This window comes from Aestuariicoccus sp. MJ-SS9 (assembly GCF_032586235.1).
Taxonomy (GTDB): Bacteria; Pseudomonadota; Alphaproteobacteria; order Rhodobacterales; family Rhodobacteraceae; genus Aestuariicoccus.
On sequence record NZ_JAWHTD010000003.1, the window covers coordinates 125,531 to 148,316 of the forward strand.

25 protein-coding genes and 1 tRNA gene are annotated in these 22,786 nt (G+C 64.3%); 20 read left to right on the forward strand and 6 right to left on the reverse strand.

The genetic code is table 11. The annotated features are described in order from the left end of the window. The first annotated feature begins 8 nt into the window (after positions 1-8). Positions 9-827, forward strand: a complete 819-nt coding sequence (locus tag RXV88_RS03615; RefSeq protein WP_316290734.1) for an MBL fold metallo-hydrolase — start codon at positions 9-11, stop codon at positions 825-827. A 37-nt stretch (positions 828-864) separates the two neighbouring features. Beyond that, positions 865-2,292: an FAD-binding oxidoreductase gene (locus RXV88_RS03620; RefSeq protein WP_316290735.1), complete on the forward strand. Its 1,428-nt coding sequence runs from the start codon at positions 865-867 to the stop codon at positions 2,290-2,292. Here RXV88_RS03620 and RXV88_RS03625 read toward each other — a convergent pair. Further along, positions 2,282-3,097: a lytic transglycosylase domain-containing protein gene (locus RXV88_RS03625; protein ID WP_316290736.1), complete on the reverse strand. Its 816-nt coding sequence runs from the start codon at positions 3,095-3,097 to the stop codon at positions 2,282-2,284. The two genes, RXV88_RS03620 and RXV88_RS03625, sit on opposite strands and share 11 nt — an antisense overlap. A gap of 354 nt (positions 3,098-3,451) precedes the next feature. Here RXV88_RS03625 and RXV88_RS03630 point away from each other — a divergent pair, with 354 nt between their 5' ends. The 15 genes from RXV88_RS03630 to RXV88_RS03700 all read left to right on the forward strand — a co-directional run bounded on the left by RXV88_RS03630 (position 3,452) and on the right by RXV88_RS03700 (position 15,921). Further along, positions 3,452-3,631 carry a Flp family type IVb pilin gene (locus RXV88_RS03630; RefSeq protein ID WP_212538634.1) on the forward strand — a complete coding sequence of 60 codons (180 nt, stop codon included), beginning with the start codon at positions 3,452-3,454 and terminating at the stop codon, positions 3,629-3,631. 111 nt (positions 3,632-3,742) lie between these two features. Then, the gene (locus tag RXV88_RS03635) at positions 3,743-3,922 is read left to right on the forward strand and encodes a hypothetical protein (RefSeq protein ID WP_316290737.1); all 180 of its coding nucleotides are present in this window, start codon (positions 3,743-3,745) and stop codon (positions 3,920-3,922) included. Between the two features lie 81 nt (positions 3,923-4,003). Beyond that, the gene (locus RXV88_RS03640; RefSeq protein WP_316290738.1) at positions 4,004-4,183 is read left to right on the forward strand and encodes a hypothetical protein; all 180 of its coding nucleotides are present in this window, start codon (positions 4,004-4,006) and stop codon (positions 4,181-4,183) included. Positions 4,184-4,386: 203 nt separating this feature from the next. Beyond that, positions 4,387-5,244 carry a Flp pilus assembly protein CpaB gene (gene cpaB / locus RXV88_RS03645; RefSeq protein WP_316290739.1) on the forward strand — a complete coding sequence of 286 codons (858 nt, stop codon included), beginning with the start codon at positions 4,387-4,389 and terminating at the stop codon, positions 5,242-5,244. A gap of 204 nt (positions 5,245-5,448) precedes the next feature. Beyond that, the gene (locus RXV88_RS03650) at positions 5,449-6,864 is read left to right on the forward strand and encodes a type II and III secretion system protein family protein (protein WP_316290740.1); all 1,416 of its coding nucleotides are present in this window, start codon (positions 5,449-5,451) and stop codon (positions 6,862-6,864) included. Between the two features lie 16 nt (positions 6,865-6,880). Next, positions 6,881-7,540, forward strand: a complete 660-nt coding sequence (locus tag RXV88_RS03655) for an OmpA family protein (RefSeq protein WP_316290741.1) — start codon at positions 6,881-6,883, stop codon at positions 7,538-7,540. A gap of 192 nt (positions 7,541-7,732) precedes the next feature. Continuing rightward, complete coding sequence (locus tag RXV88_RS03660; protein ID WP_316290742.1) at positions 7,733-8,980, forward strand: CpaE family protein; 1,248 nt, start codon at positions 7,733-7,735, stop codon at positions 8,978-8,980. A 12-nt stretch (positions 8,981-8,992) separates the two neighbouring features. Next, on the forward strand, positions 8,993-10,429 hold the full coding sequence (locus RXV88_RS03665) for a CpaF family protein (protein ID WP_316290743.1): 1,437 nt from the start codon (positions 8,993-8,995) through the stop codon (positions 10,427-10,429). Positions 10,430-10,432: 3 nt separating this feature from the next. Beyond that, a complete protein-coding gene (locus RXV88_RS03670) occupies positions 10,433-11,398 on the forward strand; it encodes a type II secretion system F family protein (protein ID WP_316290744.1) in 966 nt (321 codons plus the stop codon). A gap of 12 nt (positions 11,399-11,410) precedes the next feature. Further along, a complete protein-coding gene (locus RXV88_RS03675) occupies positions 11,411-12,385 on the forward strand; it encodes a type II secretion system F family protein (RefSeq protein WP_316290745.1) in 975 nt (324 codons plus the stop codon). A gap of 29 nt (positions 12,386-12,414) precedes the next feature. Continuing rightward, positions 12,415-12,951 carry a tetratricopeptide repeat protein gene (locus tag RXV88_RS03680; RefSeq protein ID WP_316290746.1) on the forward strand — a complete coding sequence of 179 codons (537 nt, stop codon included), beginning with the start codon at positions 12,415-12,417 and terminating at the stop codon, positions 12,949-12,951. A 32-nt stretch (positions 12,952-12,983) separates the two neighbouring features. Further along, positions 12,984-13,841 carry a tetratricopeptide repeat protein gene (locus tag RXV88_RS03685; RefSeq protein ID WP_316290747.1) on the forward strand — a complete coding sequence of 286 codons (858 nt, stop codon included), beginning with the start codon at positions 12,984-12,986 and terminating at the stop codon, positions 13,839-13,841. A gap of 13 nt (positions 13,842-13,854) precedes the next feature. Beyond that, the gene (locus tag RXV88_RS03690) at positions 13,855-14,349 is read left to right on the forward strand and encodes a prepilin peptidase (RefSeq protein ID WP_316290748.1); all 495 of its coding nucleotides are present in this window, start codon (positions 13,855-13,857) and stop codon (positions 14,347-14,349) included. Between the two features lie 100 nt (positions 14,350-14,449). Then, entirely contained in the window at positions 14,450-15,757 is a 1,308-nt protein-coding gene (locus tag RXV88_RS03695; RefSeq protein WP_316290749.1) for an ATPase, read from the forward strand. Positions 15,758-15,844: 87 nt separating this feature from the next. Beyond that, positions 15,845-15,921: transfer RNA gene (locus RXV88_RS03700), tRNA-Met, on the forward strand. A 314-nt stretch (positions 15,922-16,235) separates the two neighbouring features. Here the strand turns inward: RXV88_RS03700 and RXV88_RS03705 are convergent. From RXV88_RS03705 to RXV88_RS03720, 4 genes are all read right to left on the reverse strand, one after another. Next, positions 16,236-16,397, reverse strand: a complete 162-nt coding sequence (locus RXV88_RS03705) for a hypothetical protein (RefSeq protein ID WP_316290750.1) — start codon at positions 16,395-16,397, stop codon at positions 16,236-16,238. A 131-nt stretch (positions 16,398-16,528) separates the two neighbouring features. Beyond that, the gene (locus tag RXV88_RS03710; RefSeq protein ID WP_316290751.1) at positions 16,529-17,194 is read right to left on the reverse strand and encodes an SOS response-associated peptidase; all 666 of its coding nucleotides are present in this window, start codon (positions 17,192-17,194) and stop codon (positions 16,529-16,531) included. A gap of 4 nt (positions 17,195-17,198) precedes the next feature. Beyond that, on the reverse strand, positions 17,199-18,392 hold the full coding sequence (locus RXV88_RS03715) for a class I SAM-dependent methyltransferase (protein WP_316290752.1): 1,194 nt from the start codon (positions 18,390-18,392) through the stop codon (positions 17,199-17,201). 139 nt (positions 18,393-18,531) lie between these two features. Then, positions 18,532-20,091 (reverse strand): bifunctional metallophosphatase/5'-nucleotidase, encoded by a 1,560-nt coding sequence (locus tag RXV88_RS03720; RefSeq protein ID WP_316290753.1) that lies wholly within the window; start codon positions 20,089-20,091, stop codon positions 18,532-18,534. 258 nt (positions 20,092-20,349) lie between these two features. Here RXV88_RS03720 and RXV88_RS03725 point away from each other — a divergent pair, with 258 nt between their 5' ends. Genes RXV88_RS03725 through arsC form a run of 3 tightly spaced genes read left to right on the forward strand, consistent with a single transcriptional unit; the run spans position 20,350 to position 22,113 of the window. Further along, positions 20,350-20,688 (forward strand): DUF952 domain-containing protein, encoded by a 339-nt coding sequence (locus tag RXV88_RS03725; protein ID WP_316290754.1) that lies wholly within the window; start codon positions 20,350-20,352, stop codon positions 20,686-20,688. Positions 20,689-20,713: 25 nt separating this feature from the next. Beyond that, positions 20,714-21,772, forward strand: a complete 1,059-nt coding sequence (locus RXV88_RS03730; protein ID WP_316290755.1) for a quinone-dependent dihydroorotate dehydrogenase — start codon at positions 20,714-20,716, stop codon at positions 21,770-21,772. Further along, complete coding sequence (gene arsC / locus RXV88_RS03735; protein ID WP_316290756.1) at positions 21,763-22,113, forward strand: arsenate reductase (glutaredoxin); 351 nt, start codon at positions 21,763-21,765, stop codon at positions 22,111-22,113. Before RXV88_RS03730 ends, arsC begins: the two co-directional genes overlap by 10 nt. 4 nt (positions 22,114-22,117) lie before the next feature. Here arsC and RXV88_RS03740 read toward each other — a convergent pair whose 3' ends face one another. Further along, positions 22,118-22,783 (reverse strand): phosphoribosylanthranilate isomerase, encoded by a 666-nt coding sequence (locus RXV88_RS03740; RefSeq protein WP_316290757.1) that lies wholly within the window; start codon positions 22,781-22,783, stop codon positions 22,118-22,120. Positions 22,784-22,786: the final 3 nt, after the last annotated feature.

Below are 22,786 nucleotides of genomic sequence, written 5' to 3' on the forward strand. Positions count from 1 at the left end.
GATTTGTCATGCGTCTGATCGCCCTTGTTCTTATCCTGCTGGCCGGCGCCGCAAGCGCGCAGGACCAGCGCCGTCCCAGCCATTGCATCGCCGTGGCCGATGCAGCGCCCGGTTTGGAATTCATCCACAAGGCCAGCTGGACCGAGGCGGTGCCGGACTACAGCGTGCGCCTGCATTACATCGCCCATGCCTCGTTCCTGCTGCAGACGCAGGGCGGGCTGAATGCGATCACCGATTTCACCGGGTTTTACGGCAGCACCACGATGATTCCCGACGTGGTGACCATGAACCATGCGCACGACACCCACTGGACGGCCAATCCCGACCCCGCCATCCCCCATGCCCTGCCCGGCTGGGGCCCCTTCGGCGAGGGGATCGACCATTATCTCGATCTGGGCGAGATGCTGGTGCGCAATGTCTCGACCGATATCCGCAGCCAGTTCGGCGGGCGCGAGGACAACGGCAATTCGATCTTTGTGTTCGAGGTCGAGGGGCTCTGCATCGGCCACCTTGGCCACCTGCATCATGAGCCCAACGACGAGCAATACGCGGCCCTGGGGCGGCTCGACGTGGTGATGGTGCCGGTCGATGGCGGCTATACGATGGAACTGCCGGCGATGATCCGCGTGGTCGAGCGGCTGAAATCCTCGATCGTGATCCCGATGCACTGGTTTTCGGGCTATTCGCTCGAGGCGTTTCTGGAGGGCGTGTCGGACCGCTGGGCCATCGACCGGCGCTCTGGCAGTTCGATCGAGGTCAGCCTGCGCGATCTGCCGCCGCGCCCGACCGTGGTGGTGTTGCGCCCATCGTGGTTGCGTGATGAATAGGGTCTGACCCCGAGGCAGACCCAACCAAAGGCGCATCATGCCCCATTCCCCCGCTGACGACCGCTTTGCCGAGACGCTGGCACAGGCGCTGCCCGAGGGCCGTCTGCGCCGGGCCGAGCCGCGGTATCTGGAGGAACCGAGGGGGCTCTGGACCGGGGCGCCCGCCTGGGTGGCGCGGCCCGAAAGCGCCGAAGAGGTCGCGGCGATCCTGCGCGCCTGCAATGCGGCGCGTGTGGGCGTGGTGCCCTATGGTGGCGGGACCGGGCTGGTCGGCGGGCAGATCGTCGAGGCCGGGCAGCCCTCGGCGCTGATTCTGTCGCTGGAAAAGATGAATGCGATCCGGGCCGTTTACCCCGAAGAAAACGTGCTGATCGCCGAGGCGGGTGCGATCCTGGCGGATGTGCAGGCGGCGGCCCGGGACGTCGACCGGCTTTTTCCGCTGTCGCTGGCGTCGGAAGGCTCGGCGCGGATCGGCGGGCTTCTGGCGACCAATGCGGGCGGTGTGAACGTTCTGCGCTATGGCAACACCCGCGATCTGGTGCTGGGGCTGGAGGCGGTTCTGCCCGACGGGCAGATCTGGCACGGGCTGCGGCGGCTGCGCAAGGACAACACCGGTTACGATCTGCGGCATCTGCTGATCGGGGCCGAGGGCACGCTGGGTGTCATCACGGCGGCCAGCCTGAAACTGTCGCCGATCCCGGCGGGCACCGGCACCGCGCTGATGGTCGTCGACGGCCCCGGGGCGGCGCTGAAGCTGCTGTCGCTGGCCCGCTCGCAGATGGGCGAGGCGATCAGCGCCTTTGAGCTGATGCAGCGCACCGGGCTCGACTTTCTGGCCGAGACGGTGCCGGACGTGCGCCAGCCCTTTGCCGAAAGGCCCGACTGGTTCGTGCTGATCGAGGTCGGCCTGGCCAAGGGGCTCGATCCGGCGGAGGCGCTGGAACAGCTCTTTGCCGAGGCGCTCGAGCAGGGGCTGGTCAGCGACGGGCTGATCGCGCAGTCGCAGGCGCAGGCCGACGACTTTTGGGCGGTGCGCGAACGCATCCCCGAGGCCAACCGCCTGATCGGCGCGATCGCGAGCCACGACATCTCGCTGCCGCTGGGGGCGATCCCCGACTTCGTCATTCGCGGCCGCGAGGTGATCGCCGGACTTGGGGCGTTCCGGATCAATTGCTTTGGGCATCTGGGTGACGGCAATCTGCATTACAACATCTTCCCCGCGCCCGGCCGCAGCCGCAAAGAGCACGCCAAACAGCGCGAGGACATCAAGCGCGCCCTGCACGATCTGGTGCACGAGATGGGCGGCTCGGTCAGCGCGGAACATGGGATCGGGCGCCTGAAAGTCGGCGATATGGAACGCTATGGCGATCCGGCCAAGCTTTGGGCGATGCGGTCCATCAAGGACGCGCTCGACCCGAATGGCATCATGAACCCCGGCGCGGTGGTGCCCCCGGTCAGCGGGTGACGCGGAACACGCAGCCGTCCGAGATCAGCTGCGGTGGCGTCAGGCAGAGCCCCTTGGCGGTCTGAAAGGCCGACAGCACCTTGGGCACGTAATCGCGCGTCTCGGCATAGGGCGGCACGCCGTCGTTCTGCCCGATGCTGTTTTCCCCGGCGTTGTATCCCGCCAGAACGAGGATCGGATCGCTGTCGAATTTCTTCATCAGGAAATCCAGAAAGACCACGCCGCCCTTGATGTTCTCGACCGGGTCCAGCGCGTCGGCCACGCCAAAGCGCTCTGCCGTGGCCGGCATAAGCTGCATCAGCCCCTGCGCGCCTGCGGTGCTGACCGCCTCGGCGCGGCCGCCGGATTCCACCGCCATAACCGCCAGCGCCAGCGCCGGGGACACGCGGGTTCCGATGGTGGCCTTGAGGATCTCGATCCCGTAGGCCTGCGCGATGTCCTGAAGATCCTGCAGGCGCGGCGCCGCCACGCCCTGCCCCTGCGGCGGGTTCTGCAGCCGGACCAGCGCCGGTTCAAGCCGCCCCGGACCGGAAGCGTCGAGCTTGGGCGACACCGCCTCCCAGAACCAGGCATAGCTGCCATCGCCCCCGGCACGCCCGCCGGGCGACGGGGACTTGGCCGCTGGTGCCGGAACCGCGGACGCCGGGCGCGGGGCGATCTGAACGGTGATGCGTTTGCGCGTGCCGGGCTTGGGCGGCGTCACCCGCTTGGCCGAAAATTCCGGGAACGGCGCCGGGGCTTCGGCCCGCACCTCGAAAGTCAGGACCGCGGCACAGACCACGGTTAAAAGACAGAGTTTTCTCATCACGGCGCCTGTAACTGCTTTTCGCTTTTTTCCGATCTTCGCACAAAAGCGAAAAATCTCCAACATCGGCGACGGAAATTGAACGGGACCGCCATTTTAAGCCCTCTCGGGCCTCATTTCCCAGACGGCTAGAGCCCGTTCATACTATTTAAACGTTTAAATACATATACTTCTCAGTTTTTCGGCGATGCCGCCGTTATACTGCAAAAACAAACCAATCGCGCCAAACTCCTGCCCCAATGTGAGGGCTTATTCTACACATACCGCAACGGGACAGGTCGTGTGAGAGACGCCCAAGCAAGTGCCGGAGCGGTGAGATCGAGAGCAAGCAAACATACACTACGGAGAGACAACATGCTTAAGTTCATCAACACCTTCCGCAAGGACGAAGACGGTGCAGTGACGGTTGACTGGGTCGTTCTGACCGCAGCTGTCGTGGGTCTGGCCATCGCCGCCTACTCGACCATCGAGACCAACGCCAACACGCTGATCACCGCTGCCGGTGGCGCTGTCGCGGCAGAAAACGACTTCTAAGTCGTAGGCGGCCCCATGAACGGGGCCGCCACCCGGTTTCCCTGCAATTCAGCAACCCTGCAGCGCGACCGCGTCCCCCCCCGGCCAACTGGCCATATCTGGAGAATTCCAATGTTCAAGTTCATCAATACCTTCCGCAAGGACGAAGACGGTGCTGTGACGGTTGACTGGGTCGTGCTGACCGCAGCTGTTGTGGGCATGGCCATCGCCGCCTACTCGACCATCGAGACCAACGCCAACACGCTGATCACCGCTGCCGGTGGCGCCGTGGCGGCAGAGAACGACTTCTAAGTCTTTCTCGAACGAGTTCCCCAAGCCGGGCTTGATCCGGCTTGGGCCTTTCCCACGTAGAGCAGAAGCGGAGGATCCGTGATGTTGAACTTCCTTGAAGCCTTTCGTGACGACGAGTCAGGCGCGGTCACCGTCGATTGGGTCGTGATCACGGCCGCTGTCGTCGGCCTGTCGGCCATTTCGTTCTTCACGATCGAAGACAGCGCGAACGATCTGATGTCTTCTGCAGGCGGCGCGATTGCGGCTGAAAACGACTTCTGATCAGACGATCAGGTCAGACAAGCGAGAAAGGCTGTACCCGCGCGGTTCGGCCTTTTCTTTATTTTTCAGCATATTATCCGCACAAACGCCCGACAAGAACCGCTGGTTCGGCAAATTTCGGACACAATCCCCGGCTAGTTTTGGAAACAATGGTCCGCGTGCGGCGCGGGCCGACATGAGGCACATACGCGAGAGGATACACTATGCGACTGGTTTTCGGACTAGTGCTGATCGCGGGGCTCGGCCTGGCCGGGTTCGCGGTATACATGGCGCAAAATTACATCGGGGCCTATCAGAGCGCCCTTGAACAGGAACGCGCAAAGTCGACGACGGCGGTTCCGACCCGGCCGATCTATGTCGCCAACCGCGCCATAACGCAGGGCGAGACGATCAATCCCGAGGACATCCGCCTGGCGCCCTGGCCGGTGGAGCTCCTGCCCGAAGAGTATTTCGACGAGAAGACCCCCTTTACCAAGGAAGGCGAGCAGCCCCGCGTCGCCATCCGGGGGCTCGACAAGAACGAGGCCGTGACCGCGGTAAAGGTCAGCGAGCCCGGCGGCGATGCCGGTCTTACCTCGCGGCTGGATCGTGGTCAGCGCGCCTTTGCGATCAAGGTCGATGTGGCGAGCGGCGTTTCGGGCTTTCTGCGCCCGGGCGACCGGGTCGACGTCTACTGGACCGGACGGGTGCCCGGCAACGACCCGAACCTGCCTCAGGGCGACGTCACCAAGCTGATCGAAACCGCCGTGCGGCTGATCGCCATCGACCAGATGTCGGAAACCGAAAACGCCTCGACCACCATCGCGCGCACTGTCACCGTCGCTGCCAGCCCGCAGCAGGTCGCGGCGCTGGCGCAGGCCCAATCGACCGGACGTCTGTCGCTGTCGCTGATGGCCGCGAACGACGACACCGTGGCCGAAGCGATCGAGGTCGACCAGCGTTCCCTGCTGGGCATCGCGGCCAAGAAACAGGAGACCCAGGCCCAGGCGCTGGAGGTCTGCACCATCCGCACCCGCCGCGGCGCCGAGGTGGTCGAGATCCCGATCCCCTGCACAAACTGACGACAATTCAGACTGTTGCCTCTTCAGAGGGCGCGCGAACTGCGCGCCCTCTTTTGGTTTTTTCGCGAGCTGTTGCGCTTTATCCACATAAGCAATCGGGCCGAAGCCTTTGATTCTTGCAAAAAAACTGAAATTGACGCACAGTCGCCCGAAGGGCAGGCGAAAAGACCTGCGATTTGAGGCGTGATCGGAAAGGCAGGTCACATGAAATATGACGGTTTTCTCAAGGCAGCCCTGCTGGGGCTGACGCTGGGCTTTGCGCCTGCCGCGCAGGTCGCGCAGGCGGATTCGTTGCGCATTGTCCGTGGCAGCACGGAATCGACGCTTAACGTGCCGATGAACCGCGCGGTCGTCGTCGAAAGCGAAATGCCCTTCGCCGAGCTATCGATCGCCAACCCGGCAATTGCCGACATCTCTTCGTTGTCCGACCGGACGATCTATGTGCTGGGCAAGTCGCCGGGCACCACCACGCTGACGATCCTCGACCCCAGCGGCCAGCTGATCACCAATGTCGACGTGCGCGTGGCCGCGGATGTCACCGAATTCAAGGAACGGCTGCGCCAGATCCTGCCCGACGAAAAGATCGAGGTGCGCACCGCCAACGATGGCATCGTGCTGTCGGGCACGGTCAGCAGCACGCAACGCATGACCCGCGCGCTGGACCTAGCAGAACGCTATGCCCCGGAACGGGTGTCGAACCTGATGAGCGTCGGCGGCGTGCAGCAGGTCATGCTCAAGGTGCGCTTTGCAGAGATGCAGCGCTCGGTGGCCAAGACGCTCCGGTCCTCGGTGTCGCTGGGCGGCAACGTGGCCGACGACGCACTTGGGATCGCCAGTGAGAGCGGCACCTGGCTCGACGGTGATAACGGCCTCGGCAACCCGGTCGAAGTGACCCAGGGCACCGAGGGTGCTATTCTCTTCGGCTTCAACGCCGGCGGCCTCGAAGTGGGCATCCTGCTGGAAGCCCTTGAAACCAAAGGCGTTGTCCGCACGCTGGCCGAACCGAACCTGACCGCCTTGTCGGGGCAGGAGGCCAAGTTCCTCGCCGGTGGCGAATATCCCGTCCCGGTCAACCAGGACGACGGCAAGGTCACGGTCGAGTTCAAGCCTTTCGGTATCTCGCTTAACTTCATCCCGCGCGTCGTGGATGGCGACATCATCAACCTCGAGCTCGAGGCCGAAGTGTCCTCTATCGACAGCACGAACGGGATCGACCTTGAAAACGTCCGGATCGACGGCTTCCGCACCCGCCGCACCGCCACGACGGTGGAAATGCGCGACGGCGAAAGCTTTGCCATCGCGGGCCTGCTGCAGGACGATTTCCGCGACCTGAACGGTCAGGTGCCGTGGCTGGGCGACATTCCGGTGCTGGGCGCGCTGTTCCGCAGCGCGGAATATGCCCGCGAACAATCCGAACTGGTGATCCTCGTCACCCCTCACCTTGTGACCCCGACCAAGGGCGAAGCGCTGGCGCTGCCCACCGACCGGGTCACGGCGCCGACGGAAAAGGACCTTTTCCTCTTCGGCCGCGTGTCGGGTGAATCGCGCAAGGCCAAGGGCCCGGCGGCCGAGGTTGCCAAACAGGACTTCACCGGTTCTTATGGCTATGTGATGGATTAAGCGCATGCGGGATCAGATGTTTCGAAAAATCAGCATTGCCCTCGGGTGCCTCGTCGGCGTCACAGGGTGCTCAAGCCACGATCCCGTCTATACAGCCTTTCATCGAGAGGCGGGGTCGCTGATCGACACCGGCGATTTCGGCGAAGCGACGATGAACAACGTCGCGGTGATGTCGGGCGAAAAGCAATATACCTTCGATCTGTCGCAACGGTTTGCGAACGAGGTGATGACGACGGTGAACTTCGCCTTCAACAGCGCCGAGCTCGATACCGGCGCGCGCGACACGCTGCGCGAACAGGCCGATTTCATCCGCCAGTTCCCCGAACTGACCTTCCGCGTCTATGGCCACACCGACAAGGTCGGATCGGAAGCCTATAACAAGCGTCTCGGCCTGCGCCGGGCGCGCGCGGTGGTGAACCACCTCGCGACGCTGGGGATCAGCACCTCGCGGCTCGAGGCGGTGGTGTCCTACGGCGAAACCCAGCCGCTGATCGTCACCCAGGGCCGCGAACGGCGCAATCGCCGCACCGTGACCGAGGTGTCGGGCTTCGTGCAGGATCATCCGATGGTTCTGGACGGCAAATACGCCCAGGTGATCTATCGCGAATACATTCGCAGCGCCCAGCCGGCGACCGTTCTTTCCGGCGTCAGCACCACCGAGGGCAGCACCGAGTAAGTCCGCCAATCGTCTGCCGATTTCGTACAATTTCGGTTTTTTGGCCCTAATGTTGCCCCGTTTCTAAGCGACCTTGCAGTCAAGGGACCACGTCCGGCGATCCGAATCGCGGCGTGGGTCCATACGGCACTGGGATGGGTTGGCGGAATTGTCTGCGCTCCTCGTGCTGAAGAAGCAAAGGACGCAAGGCACATGACCAGTACGACAGATCTGCCGAAAGACCCCGCCCCCATCGTGGCCTGCACGATAAGCCGGGATGTGCAGAACTTCGATCTGCTCATCGAAGACATGGAATCGATCCTCGGCGAAAGCTGGGGGGATCTGGGCTTCGACGAGGCGCTGGCGTTTCTGACCCAGCCGGACGCGAAATCGCTCGAATTCGTGGCGATGGCGATAGACGTCGAGGACGAGGACTCCCTGCCGCAGCTGAGCGACATCATCGCCGCCGCCAAGGGCAACGACGTCAAGGTGGTTCTGATCGCCGAAGACGTGACCCCCGCCGCGCTGCACCAGCTTTTACGCCGCGGCGCCAACGAATTCGTTCCCTACCCCCTGCCGGAAGGCGAGCTCGCGGCGGCGGTCGCGCGCCTGCGCGCACCGGCACCTGTCGCGACGCTTCCGCAGGCCGACGGCAAGGTTTCCGGCCTGAAGCCAAAGGGCGAAGGCGATGGCGTACTGATCGCCGTGCAGGGCCTGTCGGGTGGATGCGGGGCGACCACCTTTGCCGTGAACCTGGCCTGGGAACTTGCGACCATCGGCAAGAACGACCATCCCAGCGTCTGCCTGATCGACCTCGGGCTGCAATTCGGATCGGTGTCGACCTTTCTCGACCTGCCCCGCCGCGAGGCGGTGCTGGAGCTGTTGTCCGACGTCGATTCGATGGACGGCGACAGTTTCGCCCAATCGCTCGTCGCGTTCGAGGACAGGCTTCAGGTGCTGACGTCTCCGCCGGATATCCTGCCGCTCGACATGCTGGCGCCGGGCGATGTGGAAAAGCTTTTGAACACCGCGCGCGATCACTTCGACTATGTGGTCGTCGATATGCCGCCGACGCTGGTGCAGTGGTCCGAGACCGTTCTGATGGATTCGCAGGTCTATTTCGCGCTGGTCGAACTGGACATGCGGTCGGCGCAGAACACGCTGCGACTGAAACGCGCGCTGCAGAACGAGGACCTGCCGTTCGGCAAACTGCGGTTCGTCCTGAACCGCGCCCCGAAATTCACCGACCTGCAGGGCAAGAGCCGCGTCAAGCGCATGGCCGAGAGCCTTGGCATATCGCTCGATGTGCAACTGCCCGACGGCGGTCGCGCCGTGACGCAGGCCTGTGACCACGGCCTGCCGCTGGCCCACCATTCCCCCAAAAGCCCGCTCCGCAAGGAAATCGCCAAGCTGGCGGTGTCGTTGCACGAGGTCGGCAAAACCGACGCCGAAGCCGCCTGAAGGATTTGATCCATGTTTTCGCGCTACAAGAAATCCCAGACCGAAAAGGCCATGCCGGTCGGGGCCCCCGACCCCGCCGAGGCCGCACCCGCCCCCGAGGCCCCCAAGCCGTCGATGCGCAAGCCGCAGCCCAACCGGAGCGCGCAGGTCGCGCCGATGGACAAGGAAAAGAAACGCAAGGAGCGTCTCGGCGAGATCAAGCTGGAACTGCACCGCGCGCTTCTCGACAACCTCAACCTTGCCGCCATCGACCAGGCAAGCGAATCCGAGCTGCGCCAGGAAATCAGCCTGATCGCCACGGAGACGCTGCAGGAAAAGGGCATCGTCCTCAACCGCGACGAACGCCAGACCCTCAACCAAGAGCTTTACGACGAGGTCAAGGGGCTGGGCCCGCTCGAGACGCTTCTGAAGGACGAGAGCGTTTCGGATATCCTGGTCAACGGCCCGCACCAGATCTTTGTGGAACAGAGCGGCAAGCTGAAACTCAGCGACGTGACGTTCAAGGACGAACGCCACCTGATGCGGATCATCGACAAGATCGTGTCCGCGGTGGGCCGGCGGGTCGATGAAAGCAACCCCTACGTCGACGCCCGTCTGGCCGACGGGTCGCGTTTCAACGCGATGGTGCCGCCGATTGCGGTGGACGGCAGCCTGGTGTCCATCCGGAAGTTCAAGAAGGACAAGCTGGGCATCGACGACCTGGTGCAATTCGGCGCCTTCACCGAGGAAATGGCCGTCTATCTGCAGGCGGCCGTGGCCACGCGGCTGAACATCATCGTCTCGGGCGGTACGGGTTCGGGCAAGACGACCACGCTCAACGCCCTGTCGTCGTTCATCGACGACAGCGAACGCATCCTGACGATCGAGGATACGGCGGAACTTCAGCTGCAGCAGAGCCATGTCGGCCGGATGGAAAGCCGCCCGCCCAACGTCGAGGGCAAGGGCGCCGTCACCCCGCGCGATTGCCTCAAGAACGCGCTGCGGATGCGTCCCGACCGCATTATCGTCGGCGAGACGCGCGGCGAGGAAGTGATCGACATGCTGCAGGCCATGAACACCGGCCACGACGGTTCGATGACCACGATCCACGCCAACTCTGCCCGCGACGGTGTCAGCCGTCTGGAGAACATGATCGCCATGGCCGGGATCGAGATGCCGCTGAAAGCCATGCGCTCGCAGATCTCGTCGGCGGTGAACCTGATCGTGCAGGCCAGCCGTCTGCAGGACGGCTCGCGCCGGATGACCTCGATCACCGAGATCACCGGCATGGAGGGCGAGGTGATCTCGATGCAGGAGATCTTTCGCTTCCAACGCGTCGGTCTGACGCCCGAAAACAAGATCATCGGCCATTTCACGGCGACCGGCGTGCGCAGCCACTTTTCCGAACGCTTCAAGATGTGGGGCTACGATCTGCCCCCGTCGATCTACGAACCCTTCCGCGGAGACTGATCCATGCTGAGTGCAGAACCAATCATCTACGGCATGATCTTCGTCGCCGTGCTCGTCCTGGTCGAGGGCGTGTATCTGCTGGTCTTCGGCAAGTCGATCAGCCTGAACAACAAGGTCAACCGCCGGCTGCAGATGCTGGACAAGGGCACGCACCGCGAAGCGGTGCTGGCCAAGCTCCGCAAGGAGATGGACCAGCACATGGAAAGCCGGTCCATTCCGCTTTATTCGCTGCTGGCCGACCGGGCGCAGAAAGCCGCCATCGCCTTTACGCCCAAACAGCTGATCCTGATCATGGTCGGCGTCAGCGTCGTCGCCTTTCTGGGGCTTACCATCGGCACCGAGGCCGCGCTGCCCGTGCGCATCGTCATGGGCATCGGAATGGGCGTCGGCGGGGTGTTCATGTGGGTCAACCACAAGGCCAACAAGCGCCTCGGCATGATCGAGGAACAGCTGCCTGACGCGGTCGAGCTTATGGTGCGCAGCCTGCGCGTGGGCCATCCCTTCAGCTCGGCCATTTCCATCGTGTCCAAGGAAATCAAGGACCCGCTGGCGACCGAGTTTGGCATCATCGCCGACGAATCGACCTATGGCCGCGACATCGGCGAGGCGCTCAAGCACATGGCCGAACGGCTCGACATGCAGGATTTGCGCTTTCTGGCCGTGGCCGTGGCGATCCAGCAGCAATCGGGCGGCAACCTGGCCGAGATCCTCGACGGTCTTGCCAAGGTGATCCGCGCGCGGTTCCGTCTGTTCCGCAAGGTCAAGGCGATCACCGCCGAGGCGCAATGGTCAGGCAAGTTCCTGTCGGGCTTCCCCGTGGCCGCGCTGATCGTGATCCAGGTCACCGACCCGCATTACTACGACGACGTGCTGGATCACCCGTGGTTCATCCCCGCCTGTTTCATCGTCGGCATCTTTCTGGTTCTGAACCTGATCGTGATGCGCATTCTGACCAACATCAAAGTCTGAGGGGCCTGGCACATGCTCGACACACTCAACACGCTGCTCGTCGATCTGCTGGGGCCCGCCGGACCCTTGATGGCGATCGGAGGGCTCGCCTTCCTGCTGATCCTCGCCGCCATCCCGATGATGCTGTGGCAGCGCCCCGATCCGATGGAAAAGCTCAAGAACACTTCGGGCCGCGCCAAGCTGGACGCCGAGACCAGGGAAGTGCTGCGCGACACGCGCCGCAACGAAAAGCTCAACAAATACGCCCAGTTCCTCGAACCGCAGGACGCGCAGGAACTGACGAAGATGCGCATGACGCTGCTTCAGGCCGGTTACCGGACCAAGGATGCGGTGCGCTATTACTACTTTGCGCAATTCGCGCTGGGGATCGGCCTCTTGGTCGCGGGCGTGGCCTATTTCCTGGTCTTCGTGGATGGCGCGTCGGCGACGATGCAGCAAAAGATCATGTATATCCTCGGCCCCGGCGCCGCGGGCTACATGTTCCCGAAATACTGGATCAACAAGCGCGTCGAAAAGCGCAAGGACGAAATCCAGTCCGGTTTCCCCGATGCGCTGGACATGATGCTGGTCTGCGTCGAGGCCGGTCAGTCGCTGGACCAGTCCATCGTGCGCGTCGCCGGGGAATTGCGTGCCTCCTACCCGTCGCTGGCCGACGAGTTCGAAATCATCAGCCACGAGATGAAGGCCGGCAAAGACAAAAGCCAGGTGCTGGACGACATGGGCGAACGCTGCGGCGTGCAGGACGTGTCGTCCTTCGTGACCGTGCTGAACCAGGCCGCCAGTTTCGGCACGTCGATTTCGGACGCGCTCCGGGTCTATGCGTCGGAAATGCGTGACAAAAGGGTCATGCGCGCCGAAGAAAAGGCAAACCAGTTGCCAACCAAGATGACCTTGACCACTATGATGCTGACGGTGCCGCCGCTGCTGATCATTCTGGTCGGACCCTCCGCCGTGAGCATCACCGAGATGGGCAACATAGGAAACTGACCTTTATGCGCCTGACCCTGGCGGGAAGCATGATCCTGGTCGCAACGCTGGCCGCCTGTTCATCGGGCGGCCTGTCTGCGTCGCGGGACACGCCCTTCGCCCCGCCGGTCGATCCGCGCGGCGAGGCGGTGGACGGGCTTTTGGTCGGGCACCGGCTGATGCAGGCGGGCGAATACGAGCTGGCGCTCGAGGCGTTCCAGCGGGCCGCCGCGACGCAGGGCCTGACCGGCGAGATCCTGACCGCCATGGGCAGCGCCAACCTCGCGCTTGGGCGGCTTAATCAGTCAGAGGCGCTCTTGCGGCGCGCCGTCAAGGTCGAGGCCGACTGGCCCGAGGCCTGGAACAACCTGGGCGTGGTGCTGATGGAATCCGGGCAAGAGGCCGAGGCGGCGGGCGTCTTCCGCAAGGCCTTTGCGCTGGACAATGGCGAAAGTGACGCAATCCGCGACAATTTGCGCTTGGCGCTCGCAAAAATCGAAAATCCGCTTTATGGTACGGACGAACAACAAGATTACAAACTGGTGCGGCGGGGCAGTTCTCAATATCTGATCCTGAACGCCACCTGATCGAGGCAAGAGCAGTAAAAGGACGCAGAAAAATGCGCCACCCCATCCTTGTTTCCCTCTGCGTTGCAGGGGCGTTTGGTCTTTCCGCCTGTGATTCCACCACCGGCGAGGAAGTGGACCGCAAGTTCCAGGACGTGAATGTTGTCGATGAAACCAACCTCAACGAGGTGATGCTGACGGTCGGGGACCCGAACGAGGCGGTCAATTACTTCCGCCGCGCTGCGTCCCAGAACCCCGATCGCATCGACCTCGAACGCGGGCTGGCCACGTCGCTGGTGCGCGCCAAGCGCACCAGCGAGGCCGTCGTCGCCTGGACCAAGGTCACCGAGCACGAAGACGCCACCGACAACGACGCGGTCGAGCTGGCCGATGCGTTGATCCGCTCCGGAGAATGGGACCGCGCCGAAGAGGTGCTGGACAAGATCCCGCCCACCTACGAGACCTACAAGCGTTACCGGCTCGAGGCGATGATCGCCGACGGCAACAAGGAATGGGACAAGGCCGACAGCTTTTACGAGATCGCCGTGGGCCTGACCACGAAACCGGCCTCGGTGATGAACAACTGGGGCTATTCCAAGCTGACGCGCGGCAATTTCAAAGAGGCCGAGCGGCTTTTCGTAGAAACCATCCGGCTGGATCAGACGCTGTTCACCGCCAAGAACAACCTCATCCTCGCGCGCGGGGCGCAGGGCAATTACACCATGCCCGTGATCCCCATGACGCAGGTCGAACGCGCCGAGCTGCTGCATTCGCTGGGACTGGCCGCCGTCAAGCGGGGCGATGTGCAGATCGGCAAGGGGCTCTTCAAAGAGGCGATCGACACCCATCCGCAGCATTTCGAGGCCGCGTCGCGCAGCCTTGCGGCGCTGGACGCCAGCGTCAAGCTCTGACCCGGGGCGTTCCATGGACATCTCTGCCACGGCAGCGCTCTGGTTCGCGCCTTTTGTGATCCCGATCTGCCTCTATGTCGGATTTTCCGACATGCGGGCGATGAAGATCCCCAACTACACCGTGGTGGCGCTCTTTGCCGTTTACGTGGTGGTCGGTCTGATCGCGCTGCCGCTGGACACCTATCTGTGGCGCTTCGTGCATCTGCTGGTCGTTCTGGTGGCCGGGATCGCGCTCAATGCGGGCGGCGTGATGGGGGCCGGCGACGCCAAGTTCGCCGCCGCCGCCGCGCCGATGATCCACATCGGCGATCTGCGGTTCCTGATGGCGCTGTTCGCGGCCACGCTGCTGGCGGCATTCGTCGCGCACCGGATCGGCAAATTCACCGGCCTGCGCCGGCTGGCGCCCGACTGGAAGAGCTGGCAGACCGGGTCGAAATTTCCCATGGGGCTGGCGCTTGGCGGGACGCTGGCGCTCTACCTGGGCCTGGGCGCGTATTTCGGCAAATAACCCCACTTCCCCCTGCCCCGTCAAAGCCAAGCGCTGGCCAAGCTCTCGCCACAAAGACCTTGCAGATTTGCGCCTAAACAAACCGTTGAGGCGACAATCGATGAATATGCAGACCAGCACCGTCATGGCACCGCCTCCGCCCAAGCGGCTGGAGGAATTGCAGCTTCCGCTGACCATGGTGCGCGACATTGTCCTGAAGACGCTGTTCCGCAAGAACACCAATGTCGTGACCGAGCTGGCCAAGGCCATCTGCCTGCCTGTACCGATCACCCAGGAACTGATCGACCTCGCGCGCAGCCAGGGCCTGCTCGAGGCGCTCGGCACGCTCAACGCCAATTCCGGCACGGAAATGGCCTATCAGCTGACCGACTCGGGCAAGGCCCGCTCGCTGGATGCGCTGTCGCAGTCGGAATATTTCGGGCCGATGCCCGTGCGCCTGAGCGTCTATGCCGAACAGGTCAAGCGCCAGTCGATCCGCAACATCCAGATCACCCGCGACCAGCTGACCAACGCCATGGGCCATCTGGTCCTGCCCAACAGCCTGATCGACAACCTTGGCCCGGCGGTCGGGTCCGGCCGGTCGATCCTGATGTACGGCCCGCCGGGCAACGGCAAATCCTCGATCTCGAACGGCATCCGCGACGCGATGGGCGACAAGATCTACGTCCCGCGCGCCATCGAATATTCCGGTCAGGTCATTTCGGTCTACGACCCGATCGTGCATTCCGCCGCCGAAAAGAACGAGGACGACCCGACCCGCCTGCGGCGCAACAACCGTTTCGATTCGCGTTACGTGATGTGCGCGCGCCCCACGGTGATCACCGGCGGTGAATTGTCGCTCGACATGCTGGACCTGGTCTACAACCCCACCGCGCGGACCTATCAGGCGCCGCTGCAGCTGAAATCCACCGGCGGCATCTTCATCGTCGACGACCTTGGCCGCCAGGCCGAACCGCCGCAAAAGCTGGTCAACCGATGGATCGTGCCGCTGGAGGAAAGCAAGGATATCCTCGCCCTGCAATCGGGCGAGAAATTCGAAGTGCCCTTCGACACGCTGGTCATCTTCTCGACCAACTTCCACCCGAACGAGATCTTCGACCAGGCCGCGCTGCGCCGGATCTTCTTCAAGATCAAGATCGACGGCCCCTGCCAGGAGGACTTTCTCAAGATCTTCTCGCTGGTCGCTCGCAAGAAGAAAATGCAGCTGGACGAGGCCTCTCTGATCCACCTGCTCAAAACGAAATATCCAACGATCAAGAACGTTTACGCCAATTACCAGCCGATCTTCCTGATCGACCAGATGATCGCCATCTGTGACTTTGAGGGGATGCCCTACAAGATGACGCCCGAGCTGGTGGACCGTGCCTGGAGCAACATGTTCGTCAAGGACGAGAAGATCGTCAAATGATCCGGGGGCGGGCCGCGAAAATCGCGGCCCGGTTTGCGTTTTTCGCTTGACGATGGGCGGACCCTGCCGTACCCAGCAGCCCGGTTTGGCGGAGTAGCTCAGTTGGTTAGAGCAGCGGAATCATAATCCGCGTGTCGGGGGTTCAAGTCCCTCCTCCGCTACCAAATTCCCTAAAAAATCTGCCGCTTCGAGACCGTTCCGGTCTTTGGAAAAGTTCCTTCGAATCCCTCGCGAGCGCGCCTCTCACCGCATTCTGACCCAGCTCGTTGCGTGGACCCTTGGCAGATACGGATGGGCCGTTTTTCTTGACGAAGGAGCATCCCGGCACTGCGTAAAAAAACCGGAATGGCTGCGGTCCTCGGATGGATCGGCCTGTCGGCGCCGTTGCATGCCGAAGAGCATTACGTGCTGATGATGGGGGTCGGGTATTTCCCCGATTACATTCACCGCGCCGTGGGGGCACGATCAGGTTCATCTATCAGAACGGCTGGCCGATGACGGCCACGGCCACCGACCAGTTCTGGTCGACCGGCGTCGTCCTGCCGGGGGCGAGGCCGTCGTCACCGTTGCCGAAGGCATGAAACAGACCTTTCGGAATGTGACCCCGGTGGTCACCGGATCCGGCGAAAGCGTCATCCATGATCGACTACTACAATGCGGCCGACGTGGCGCTGGCGGCCCGCCCGGCGCGACGTGAATCGACGACACCGACAACCGAGCAAGTCAGGCGCTGCCCGGTTCCCTGGCCGGTCACGCGATCCCGTCACCCGATCACGCCGTCAGCGGTTCGATCAGCTCTGCACCGCGCGCCCGGTTGGAGTTGACCGCCGTACCGACGCGGTGAAAGCTCAGCGCGTCCTCGGGCGGGGCCGTCATCAGCTTTGCGGCCCCGTGCCCCTGCTCGCCCAGCCAGAGCGGCCAGTCCTCGGGCGCCAGGATCACCGGCATGCGGTGATGGATCGCGGAAATGGCCGCGTTCGCCGCCGTCGTCACGATCGCACAGGTGCGCAGGTCCTGACCGTCGCGCGACCAATCCTGCCACACGGCGGCGAAGGCCAGAACCTCTTGCCGCTTCGGATAGATGTACCAGGGCAGCCGGTTGTCCTCGGCGTCCTTGGTCCATTCATAGAACCCTGTTGCCGGGACAAGGCAGCGCCGTTCACGGCAAGCGGTCTTGAAGGCGGGTTTCTCGGCGATGGTTTCGGCCCGCGCGTTGATCAGCAGCGGGCCACCGTTCGGGGCCTTGTACCAATGCGGGATGAACCCCCAGCGCATCGCCGACAGGCGGCGCTGACCGCCCTCGCTGCGCACGGTGTGCACCGCATTGGTCGGGCAGACGTTGTAATTGGGCACGACAGGCAAATCGTTGCCGGGCACCGAGTCGAAGAGCTGCGCCATGGCGTCGCTTGGCAGCGTTATCGAGAAACGGCCGCACATGGCGTCACCTCAGAAGATCCGAGTAAAGCAGAAGGCCCCAGGCAGTCAGCTCTTTTTCGATCTGCGCCCAGCGGGTGCCGAAGGTCAGCGGATCGAGCCTGAGCGCCTGCGCGATATCCGACAGCCTGCGCCGCCCGTCGATGCCCGCGATCAGCGGCGCTGTGGGCTTGGGCAAAGCCAGCTTGGCGCTGACACTGCCCTCGCGCACCGGGATCGGCTTGCCCTGCGCCACGGCCTGCGCCATGGCGCGGGCGCCGATGCCCTTGAGATGCGGGATCAGGCTGCGGTCCTTGGCCTGGGCGGGGCGGCGCGCATCGTCCCCCGGCACGGCATAGGCGACATGCATCCGGATAGTGCCGCGCAGCTTTTCCGCGATCTGCATGGCGAGAAGCGGGTTCATCCCTTCGGGCACTTCGGTAATACGCGCCAGATCGTACAGCGCCGGGGTGGTGTGGGACAAAAGCCGCCAGCCCGTGCGCGTCAGCACCTCGTCAAGTTGGGCCACATCGAAGGGCCGATCCTGCCCGTGCAGCAGAAGGTCATAAAATCCGGCGTCGCTGGCATGGTGATCGCTAAGGTTGGGATTGCAACGGAAGGGGTGCCCGTCGGGCAGCGCCTCGACAATCCGGCGCGCCCGGACCAGCCGCTCCTGCGGCGGCAGCCCCTCCAGCAGGCCGCCGAAGGCCTCCTGCAGCGGATAGACGCCGGACCGGCCGTAGGGCGCGTAGACCATGAACCCCATGCCTCCGCCAGGGGCCAATGCGGCGCGCAGTGCGGCAAAGCCCGCGGCGGGGTCAGGCAGATGATGCAGCACGCCGCAGCAGTCGATATAGTCGAAGGGCCCATGATCGGCCGCGTCGAGCAGCGAACCGCTCAGAAAGGTGATATCCGTCAGATTGCGCGCCTTGGCCCGGGCCTCGGCCACCGCGCGCGCGGCGCTGGAGAGGTCGAGATAGGTGATCCGGTAAGGCCTGCCCGCCTGCGCCAGCAGGGCGGCCAGCTGGATCAGACCGTCGCCGGTGCCGCCCCCCGCCACCAGGGCGCGCAGCGGCTGCGTCCAGTCGCGATGCCCGCCGAAAAGGTAGTGGTCGATTTCAAGCGGATGCGAGGGCGAGCCGGTGATGAGCCGGCGCGACTCGTCGGCCGGGTCGCGCTCGGGATAGGGATAGGCCTCGTAATGTTCCTTGGTGGTGACCATGGTCCTGCCGCCGGTATTTCCGCGTCAGGGTGTCATGCCGCCGGCCCAAAGCCAAGGCGCGGCGGCCTCGTTTTCTTTGAAAGAAAACGATCCGGAATTTTTGAAAAATTCCGGATCGCCGGATGGCGCGAGATGCGCCTTACTTCATCGTGATGCGCCCGTCGGTGTAGGGCTGGTAGGGGCCATCGCTGGCCAGGTATTCCGCCGTCACATCCGCCAGGTCGGGGCCGAAGTCATAGGCATCCTGCGCATCGCGGAACATGGAATAGCCGTCCCCGCCATTGCGCACGAAGTTGTTGCTGACCACCCCGTAGAGCTTGTCCATCTCGATGGGCGCACCGCCTACCATCACCTCGGACACGCGCGAGCCAGGCTCGGCCGCCGGATCGACGGTAAAGCTCATGCCCGACACCTGCGGGAAACGGCCGCCGCCGTCCTCGATCTGGCTGACGCCGTTTTCCAGCGCCTCGACCACGGTCGCCCCGGTCACGCGGAAGGTCGACAGCGTGTTCTGGAACGGCAGCACCGTCAGCACCTCGCCCATGGTCACCGGGCCTGCGTCGATCGACGCGCGCAGACCGCCGCCGTTGGCGATGGCGATCTCGATGCCCTGATCCTTGACCCGATCCAGCATGGCGTCGGCCACCAGGTTGCCCATCGGGCATTCCACGGCGCGGCAGACCGACCGGTCGCCTTCGATCGCCTCGGCGGCCTCGGCCACAACCCGGTTGCGGATTTCATCCAGCGGCGCGGCCGCCTCGGTGATGCGCGCCTTGGTGCCCCCGTCCTCGGTCACCGCCGCATCCAGCAGGATCGGCTCGCCCACCGCTTCGGTCACGTTGCCCGCGTCGTCGAAGGTGACGTTCAGCTCGCCCAGGAACTTGCCGTAGGCATAGGCCTGCACAATCGCCGTATCGCCCACCATCACCGGATAGGGGCCCTTGGCGCCTTCGATGGTGTTGGACAGCAGCGAGTTGTCATGCCCGCCGACGATCACATCGACGCCGGTGGTGTTCTCGGCCACGCGCATATCGACATTCAGCCCCGAATGCGACAGCACGATGATCTTGTTCACGCCCTCGGCGGTCAGCTTGTCGACCTCGCCCTGCACCGCGTCGACCGGATCGGTGAAGATCACGTTCGGCCCGGGGCTGGCTAGTTCGTCGGTGTCCTGCGGTGTCAGCCCGATCAGGCCCAGCTTTTCGCCGCCCTGCTCGAGGATCACCGATTTCCGGATCGCACCGGTCAGCAGATCCTCGCCGGAAATGTCGGCGTTCGACATCAGCACCGGAAACTCGACCGAATCGACGAAGCCGCGCAGCACCTCGGGGCCATCGTCGAATTCGTGGTTGCCCACGGTCATCGCTGTATAGCCCATCATGTTCATCATCTCGGCGGCCAGCTTGCCCTTGTAATAGGTGTAGAACAACGTGCCCTGGAACTGGTCGCCCCCGTCCACGAGGATGTAGTTGTTGGTGCGCGCCTTGGCCTCGTTGATCGCGGTCATCAGACGCGCCGATCCACCAAAGCATTTGCCCTCGGCGTTGTCCTCTTCCGAACAGCCCGAATCGAATCTGCTGATCGGCTCAAATCGGGCGTGAAAATCGTTGGTATGCAGGATCGTTAGCGAATATTCCGCGCTTGCGACACCTGCGGTCAGCGCAAGGGCGGCGGCGCTGGTCAGAAGGCGAAGGGACATGGGTTTACCTCTCTGTCATGTTTATGGCCGGATGGTGCGGTCTCTTTTGGGCAGAGTCAAAGGATACGCGAGGGCATCCTGCCTCCGCACCTTGGAAAAGCCGCGCAGCTGCCCGCAGAACGGGCCGGCGCGGGCGCCTCTCCGATGACCATCATGGCCCGCCCCAAAGACGGTCGGCCTGCGCAATGTCAATGCCGGGGCCGCTTTCGCGCGCGGCTTGGCTTGACCCCCGACGCCAGTCAGGGCAACACCTGCGCCATGCTGATCTACAAAATTCTCCGGGCCGACGAATGGGCGGCGCTTCAGACGCAGGGCGAAACCAGCGGCGCGCCGATCGACGTGGCCGACGGGTATGTGCATTTTTCGACCGCCGCGCAGGTCCGCGAAACCGCCGCCAAGCATTTCGCGGACGCGCCCGACCTGACGCTGCTGGCGCTTGACAGCGTTGCACTCGGCGATGCCCTGAAGTGGGAGCCATCGCGCGGCGGTCAGCTTTTCCCGCATCTCTACGGGCGGCTGCGGCTGGCCGATGTGCTCTGGTCGAAACCGCTCCCGGCCGGTCCGGACGGCCATGTCTTCCCCGAGGTACTCGAGTGACCGCAACCGCCCGCGAGGCCCAGTCATGTCGCTGATCGAACAGGCCGGCCTGACCCTCCTGCGTCGTTGCGACCCCGAACGCGCCCACGGTCTTGCGCTTTTGGCCCTTCGCGCGGGACTTGCGCCCGCAACCGGCCTCATAACCTCGGACCGGCTGCGCACCGAGGTTGCCGGCCTCAGGCTGCCCAACCCCGTCGGCCTCGCCGCCGGTTTCGACAAGAACGCCGAGGCGCTACTGGGCCTCAGCCGCGCGGGCTTCGGCTTTGTCGAGGTCGGCGCCGCCACGCCCCGCCCGCAATACGGCAACCCCAGGCCGCGCCTCTTCCGCCTGACCGAGGACGCGGCGGCGATCAACCGCTTCGGCTTCAACAACCAGGGGATGGAGCCCATCGCCGAACGTCTGGCCAAACGTCCCCGCGACATGGTGCTGGGCCTCAACCTCGGGGCCAACAAGGACAGCGCCGACCGCGCCGCCGACTTCTCCACGGTACTGGCCCATTGCGGCGCGCATCTGGATTTCGCGACCGTCAACGTCAGTTCCCCCAACACCGAACAACTGCGTGACCTGCAGGGCAAGGAGGCGCTCTCGGCGCTGTTGAACGGCGTGCTCGAGACCCGCGATACCCTGCCCCGTCCGATCCCGATCTTCCTGAAAATCGCGCCCGACCTCGACGCCGACGGCCTGCGCGACGTGGCCGAAGTGGCCCGCGCGACCGGCATAGACGGGATCATCGCGACCAACACCACGCTGTCCCGCGACGGGCTGCGCTCGTCCTTCGCGCACGAACAGGGCGGGCTGTCGGGCCAGCCGCTCTTCGACCGCTCGACCCGGGTTGTGGCGCATCTGTCGGACCTCACCGGCGGCGACATCCCGATCATCGGCGTCGGCGGCGTCGGTTCGGCTTTGCAGGCCTATGAAAAGATCCGCGCCGGCGCCTCGGCGGTGCAGCTTTACACCGCGCTGGTCTTCGGCGGGCTCAGCCTCGTGCGCGAAATCGCCGAAGGGCTCGACACGCTGCTGGCGCGCGACGGGTTTTCCAACGTGGCCGAGGCCACAGGCACGGGGAAGCACGCATGGCGATAAACTTCTGGCACAATCCGCGCTGTTCGAAATCGCGGCAGGCGCTGGCGCTTCTGGAAGAGGCCGGGGCCGAGATCGCGCTGCGCCGCTATCTCGACGACCCGCCCAGCGAGGAAGAGCTGCGCGCGGTGCTGGCGCTGCTGGGTCGTCCGGCAATCGACATCGTCCGCACCGAAGAGCCGGAATTCAAGGCGCAGGGCCTGACCAAGGACAGCCCCGAGGACACCCTTATCGCGGCGCTTGCCGCCACGCCCCGCCTGATCGAACGACCCATCGCCTTTACACCCGATGCCGCCGCGCTCGGTCGCCCGCCCGAGGCGGTGCTGGACCTGCTGAAAGACTGACCGCTCAGACCAGCCGCGGCACCGGATGCGCCGCATTCGCGGCCTCCACGAAGTGCCGGATCAGGCCCGCGTCCTTGACCCCTGGCCGCGCCTCGACCCCCGAGGACACGTCGACCTGCCGCGCGCCGGTCAGACGGATCGCGGCGCCCACGTTGTCGGGCGTCAGCCCCCCGGCCAGCATCCACGGCCCGGCCCAGCGGCGACCCTGGATCAGCCGCCAGTCGAAAGCCAGCCCGTTGCCACCCGGCAATTCGGCGTCCTGCGACGGCTTGGCGTCGACCAGGATCTGATCGGCCACACCCGCATAAAGATCGAGCTTCGGCAGGTCCGCTTCCGCGCCCACGCCGACCGCCTTCATCACCGGCAGACCGTAACGCGCCTTGATCTCGGCCACACGCCCGGGCGTCTCGGCGCCGTGCAATTGCAGCATGTCGAGCGGCACACGCCCGGTGATCTCATCGAGAAAGGCGTCGTCCGCATCGACCACCAGCGCCACCTTGGCCAGCCCCACCGGGGCCTCCAGCGCCAGCGCGCGCGCGGCCTCGGGCGACACGTGGCGCGGGCTCTTGGCAAAGAAGACAAAGCCGCCATAGCTCGCCCCGGCCGATGCCGCCGCCGCCACGTCCTCGGGCCGCGTCAGGCCGCATATTTTCACACGGACATCCGTCACGGG

Bases quoted from the DNA above. Each gene is read 5' to 3' on its own strand.
- RXV88_RS03640 (WP_316290738.1), top strand. From the start codon at position 4,004: ATGTTGAACTTCCTTGAAGCCTTTCGTGACGACGAGTCAGGCGCGGTC.
- RXV88_RS03705 (WP_316290750.1), bottom strand. From the start codon at position 16,397: ATGGATGACGCTTTCGCCGGATCCGGTGACCACCGGGGTCACATTCCG.
- RXV88_RS03615 (WP_316290734.1), top strand. From the start codon at position 9: ATGCGTCTGATCGCCCTTGTTCTTATCCTGCTGGCCGGCGCCGCAAGC.
- RXV88_RS03655 (WP_316290741.1), top strand. From the start codon at position 6,881: ATGTTTCGAAAAATCAGCATTGCCCTCGGGTGCCTCGTCGGCGTCACA.
- RXV88_RS03670 (WP_316290744.1), top strand. From the start codon at position 10,433: ATGCTGAGTGCAGAACCAATCATCTACGGCATGATCTTCGTCGCCGTG.
- RXV88_RS03630 (WP_212538634.1), top strand. From the start codon at position 3,452: ATGCTTAAGTTCATCAACACCTTCCGCAAGGACGAAGACGGTGCAGTG.
- RXV88_RS03660 (WP_316290742.1), top strand. From the start codon at position 7,733: ATGACCAGTACGACAGATCTGCCGAAAGACCCCGCCCCCATCGTGGCC.
- RXV88_RS03710 (WP_316290751.1), bottom strand. From the start codon at position 17,194: ATGTGCGGCCGTTTCTCGATAACGCTGCCAAGCGACGCCATGGCGCAG.
- RXV88_RS03650 (WP_316290740.1), top strand. From the start codon at position 5,449: ATGAAATATGACGGTTTTCTCAAGGCAGCCCTGCTGGGGCTGACGCTG.
- RXV88_RS03675 (WP_316290745.1), top strand. From the start codon at position 11,411: ATGCTCGACACACTCAACACGCTGCTCGTCGATCTGCTGGGGCCCGCC.
- RXV88_RS03635 (WP_316290737.1), top strand. From the start codon at position 3,743: ATGTTCAAGTTCATCAATACCTTCCGCAAGGACGAAGACGGTGCTGTG.
- RXV88_RS03715 (WP_316290752.1), bottom strand. From the start codon at position 18,392: ATGGTCACCACCAAGGAACATTACGAGGCCTATCCCTATCCCGAGCGC.
- RXV88_RS03625 (WP_316290736.1), bottom strand. From the start codon at position 3,097: ATGAGAAAACTCTGTCTTTTAACCGTGGTCTGTGCCGCGGTCCTGACT.
- arsC (WP_316290756.1), top strand. From the start codon at position 21,763: ATGGCGATAAACTTCTGGCACAATCCGCGCTGTTCGAAATCGCGGCAG.
- cpaB (WP_316290739.1), top strand. From the start codon at position 4,387: ATGCGACTGGTTTTCGGACTAGTGCTGATCGCGGGGCTCGGCCTGGCC.
- RXV88_RS03685 (WP_316290747.1), top strand. From the start codon at position 12,984: ATGCGCCACCCCATCCTTGTTTCCCTCTGCGTTGCAGGGGCGTTTGGT.
- RXV88_RS03690 (WP_316290748.1), top strand. From the start codon at position 13,855: ATGGACATCTCTGCCACGGCAGCGCTCTGGTTCGCGCCTTTTGTGATC.
- RXV88_RS03725 (WP_316290754.1), top strand. From the start codon at position 20,350: ATGCTGATCTACAAAATTCTCCGGGCCGACGAATGGGCGGCGCTTCAG.
- RXV88_RS03720 (WP_316290753.1), bottom strand. From the start codon at position 20,091: ATGTCCCTTCGCCTTCTGACCAGCGCCGCCGCCCTTGCGCTGACCGCA.
- RXV88_RS03695 (WP_316290749.1), top strand. From the start codon at position 14,450: ATGAATATGCAGACCAGCACCGTCATGGCACCGCCTCCGCCCAAGCGG.
- RXV88_RS03665 (WP_316290743.1), top strand. From the start codon at position 8,993: ATGTTTTCGCGCTACAAGAAATCCCAGACCGAAAAGGCCATGCCGGTC.
- RXV88_RS03620 (WP_316290735.1), top strand. From the start codon at position 865: ATGCCCCATTCCCCCGCTGACGACCGCTTTGCCGAGACGCTGGCACAG.
- RXV88_RS03730 (WP_316290755.1), top strand. From the start codon at position 20,714: ATGTCGCTGATCGAACAGGCCGGCCTGACCCTCCTGCGTCGTTGCGAC.
- RXV88_RS03680 (WP_316290746.1), top strand. From the start codon at position 12,415: ATGATCCTGGTCGCAACGCTGGCCGCCTGTTCATCGGGCGGCCTGTCT.